We start from the raw sequence: 4039 nt of genomic DNA, 5'->3' as shown, positions 1-4039 counted from the left end.
GCTGCGGCTGGTCCGCGAGGAACAGCGAGTCGAACGTGCCGCGCTCGGCAATCCTGGCGAGGTTCGAGTAGTGCGCCACGTCGGTGGCAGCCAACGGATCGCTTTCCGGCAGCCGCCACGACGCCTCGTGGTGCCCCGTACTCATCAGGAACGCGTTCAGGTGCAGGTGACGTCGACCCACCGAGTTGTCCTCCTCTTCGCGGCAGGTATTCCCCGCCGTTCGAAACGTATCGGGACGCAAGCGGTAAATCTGCGAACTTTCGCTACGGGAAAGCTGAAGTGGGACTGCGTTGATCACCGTAGGACACCGTCGCAAGCTAATTGAAGCCGGGCACCGGGCTCGGCGCATCCGTCGAGGAGTCCATCTCGTGGTCAACATCGTCGAACTCGCTCCGGTCTTCGCCGAGGCAGCACATTCCGAATTCCTCTTGGTCAATGGCATCTGGAACGCCCGCGAGCAGACCGCTGACCTGGCGCGTGACCACGGCCACGCCTACTGGCGGCCCGCCGACGGTGGGGTCGGGCGAGACGAACTCGCCAACGCGCTGGCAGGAGCCGACGCGCTGGTGTTGGCGCCCACCGCGGCTGCCGCCACCGGGATGTCGCAGCCCGCCGATGGCGCGGAATCCGGTCGGTTGATCGGACACCGCGTGCTCGATCGGCTCAGCGCCGAGCACCCCGACCTACACATCGTGCTGGTCTCGCACTTCCTGGTCGGCCACGGCGTGACGCACCGCAACGCGAAGCCGCAGACCTGGGGGTTGCGCGCACTGGAGGCCCATCTGCGTGGCGGGCTCAATCCGTGGACGATCCTGCGGCCGACGTGGCTGTCCACCATCCACGACGTGTCCTACCAGACCCGGCTGAGCCAGGATCAGCACGCCGACGGTCTGGTGAGCACGGCCAGCGTCGCAGCTGCCGTGGTCACCGCCGTCGAGAACCCGGTGGCCGCGACGGGCCGCACCGCAGCGATCTACAACCTGAGCGTTCCTGACACCGGTCACACCGATCTCGTCGCTCAATTCGCCTCTCTCGAACCCGATTTCGAGGCGCAGCCGGTCCGGCAGACGGTTCCGGTGTGAGTGAGGGAAGAACCGCCGTCGGTCAGCACGAGTGGGAGGCGACGTTCGGGCGCGACGAGCTTGGCCGCCCCGTGCCCCCGAGCCGGCATCTGCTGATCCTGGCCGACGTCACAGGGCGACCAGGGGACGCCGCCGCCCGGCATCTCGAATCGACGCTCGCTGCCCTGGAGGGCCGCTTCAGCCATGGCCGGGACGGGTTGTTGTCCACGGTTGGCTGGGGACCACGCTGGTGGGATCGCCACACCGAGCACGCCGGTCTGATCAACGTCGCGGCGAGGATGTCGCGCTGGGAAGATCCGGTGATCGACACCGCCGACGCGGTATTCCACGTCGCGAGCGATCACGACGACATCCTCGAGCAGGTCAGGGACAGCCTGTTCGGGGATTCCGAGTCAGCGCAGGGCGAGTACCTGACGGCGCGGGAGGTGCGTCGCGGTTTCGTCGGAGCAGGCCTGCCGACCGAGGCACTTCCCGAGCTCGGAATTCCGCGAACTTCCCCTCTGCTGTTCGGTTTTCATTCCGTCCACCGCGGCAACCAGGCTCCCGAGCCTGCCATCACGATCGAAGAAGGTCCGCTCGCGGGCGGCACCACGCAGCACGTCAGTCGCATCGAGCTGGACGTGAAGCGGTGGCAGGCGCTGGACCGCGACGGCCAGGCTGCGCTGCTCTACGCGCCCACGATCACCGCTGACCAGGCCGCGGCCTTGTCCGACGACGCTCCGAGCGACTATCAGAAGTACGAGCAGACGGTCGCCGAGCACGGCATCGTCGGGCATGCGCAGGCCGCCGCCCGCGCCAGGGTCGACAACGTCCCCGTCATCAACCGGCGCGACTTCGCCACCGTGGACGACGGCAAGCCCGGCACCCACTTCGTCGCGCTGCAGAGGGAATTGCGTGACTTCAACAACACCCGGGCAATCATGAACGGCGCGGACGGGTCGGACTACCACAGATCGGTCGGTGCGCGGCGCCGCAATGGCATCAATGCCTTCTTCGACGTCACGCACCGCGCGACCTTCGGCGTCCCTGCCCGCGCGCTGCGGGCGTACCCACACCACAGAAGTTGAGCGGGAGTTGATTCCATGTCGGACAGTTCAGTTCGTGACGACGCGGTCTACGGCGTCGTCGACGAGGAAGCCGCAGGGGCGCTGCGCGAAATCCTGACCGATCCTGCGCTGCCGGTGGCCGCGCTGGTTTCGGATCTCCCCACCGTTGACGGCGTACACATCGCCGCGCTGCGTGAAGCCCTCGATTACGTCACCAGTCGTAGAATCGCGGCCGGAGTCACCGAATCAGTCGATGCGGCATCGGCTTTGGATGCCGGCCTGAGCCGAGTCGATCCGGCTCTGGCCGCGACGCTGCGATGGCACGGAGTGCTCGGCCCGGTGCTGGCCGCGCTGCCGCCGACGCGTTCCCGCAATGCCGTCCTTGGCGACGTGCACCGTGGCGATCTGCTCACCTGGGCTCCCACGGTCCGCTCCTGGACCTGGGTGTCGGGGTCGGCTCCGGGCGCCGAGGCGCCGATCGGGCGGGCGGAGGCCGAGATCGAGGTCGACGACTTCCCCGGCCTGTACGACGCGATCCTGGTGTGGGAACCGACCGTCGCCGCCGTGGTCGTGGTCCCCACCCACCGCGACCGGGTCAGCTGGGAGCCTGCCGCAGCCGCCGGCCGGTGGGTCGTGCGCCTGGCGAAGGCGACCGTGCACGCCGACGAACTCATCGCGCTGGACTCGGTTCCTCACCAACTGGCGAGCTGACCGCCTCAGGATGCGACGCTCAGTTCCTTCACGGATGCGGCGGGCAATGCGTCAGCGGCGACGGCCCGCAACGTGCGCAGGACCAGGGCGACATTGGGGTCGCGCTGCCGTCCCGCGCGAATGACCGCGCTGATGGTGCGTTCCCCGAGCTCCACGTTCGGGACGATCAGCCCGGACAAGCTCGGCGGGACCGAGAGCCGCGGCACGACCGCAGACGCAACCTCCGTCGCAGCCAGATCGCAGATGTTCTGCGCGCCTATGAGCCGGTGCTTGACCTGTGGTGTGAAGCCCGCCTTCTCGCCAGCGCGCATCACCGCCGCTCCCAGCCCCGAGTTTCGCGGGCCCGTGACCCATGGCCCGTCGGCCAGCGCCGCCAGCCCACCCTTCTGGATCCGGCGGTGCAGCTGAGTGGGGGCCATCAGGACGAGTGGCTCCGACAGCAGCGGCTCGCTGACGAGGCCGCTCAGCGACTCTTGCTCGATGAAGTCGTAACGGCAGGTGATCGCCACGTCGATCTCGCCCTGCCGCAGCAGACGCAGTGCGCCGGGGCTGGTCTCCTGCTGCACTTCCACCCGCAGACTCGGCTCGATCGCGCTCAGTCGCTGCATCATCGGGGCGGCTAGGGTGGGAATTCCCATGTTGAAGGCCGCAATGGCGATCTGCCCCGACACCCGGTCGCGGGTCTCGGCGACTGCGCTCATGGCCTCGTCGACCGCGGTCAACACCCGACGGACGTGTTCGACGAGGACCTGGCCGCTACGGGTGAGGCCGAGCGTTCGTCCATCCCGCCGGAACAGGATCGCTCCCGACTCCTCCTCGAGCACGCGGAGCTGTTGCGAAACAGCTGAACTGGTGATCTCCCGCTTCTCGGCGACGGCGGTGACGGAGCCGAGGTCGGCCAGGTCGCACAGCAGCATCATGCGGCGAAGGTCGAGCATCATGCACCCCCGGCGATGAGCGTCTGAAGCGTGCGGGCGGGATGGGCGGGATGGGCGGGATGGTCTTTGGTGGGCATTTTCGACCTCATCGGTTTGGGTGCGAGGGAAAGCGACCGATACGTGCCGTCGGGCGGTGGCGGCTATCGGATGGTGCAGGGCGGTGTTCGCGCTCGGCGCCGACGGCGGCGGAGGGGTTGATCGCCGATCTGCTGCGGAGAGGCCTACGAAGGGGCTTCAGGGACAACAGATCGCGGTACAGGCA

4 protein-coding genes and 1 pseudogene are annotated in these 4039 nt (G+C 68.1%); 3 read left to right on the top strand and 2 right to left on the bottom strand.

Annotation, left to right across the window (positions count from 1 at the left end; all coding sequences use genetic code 11):
• A pseudogene (locus tag ACRDUX_RS15195) lies at positions 1–145 on the bottom strand (LLM class flavin-dependent oxidoreductase); the annotation flags it as partial.
• Positions 146–368: 223 nt separating this feature from the next.
• Here ACRDUX_RS15195 and ACRDUX_RS15190 point away from each other — a divergent pair.
• The 3 genes from ACRDUX_RS15190 to ACRDUX_RS15180 are packed head-to-tail and all read left to right on the top strand — an operon-like array spanning position 369 to position 2839.
• Entirely contained in the window at positions 369–1082 is a 714-nt protein-coding gene (locus tag ACRDUX_RS15190) for an NAD(P)H-binding protein (protein WP_526414846.1), read from the top strand.
• Complete coding sequence (locus ACRDUX_RS15185; RefSeq protein WP_526414845.1) at positions 1079–2149, top strand: DUF7405 family protein; 1071 nt, start codon at positions 1079–1081, stop codon at positions 2147–2149. Before ACRDUX_RS15190 ends, ACRDUX_RS15185 begins: the two co-directional genes overlap by 4 nt.
• Positions 2150–2164: 15 nt before the next feature.
• The gene (locus tag ACRDUX_RS15180; RefSeq protein WP_526414844.1) at positions 2165–2839 is read left to right on the top strand and encodes a hypothetical protein; all 675 of its coding nucleotides are present in this window, start codon (positions 2165–2167) and stop codon (positions 2837–2839) included.
• A 5-nt stretch (positions 2840–2844) separates the two neighbouring features.
• Here ACRDUX_RS15180 and ACRDUX_RS15175 read toward each other — a convergent pair whose 3' ends face one another.
• On the bottom strand, positions 2845–3759 hold the full coding sequence (locus ACRDUX_RS15175) for a LysR family transcriptional regulator (RefSeq protein ID WP_526414843.1): 915 nt from the start codon (positions 3757–3759) through the stop codon (positions 2845–2847).
• Positions 3760–4039 lie beyond the last annotated feature (280 nt).

The sequence above is a fragment of the Mycobacterium sp. genome (genome assembly GCF_050701675.1).
Taxonomy (GTDB): Bacteria; Actinomycetota; Actinomycetes; order Mycobacteriales; family Mycobacteriaceae; genus Mycobacterium.
Note: the sequence above shows the minus strand (reverse complement) of the source record. Positions and strands in the feature narration are given on the sequence as shown.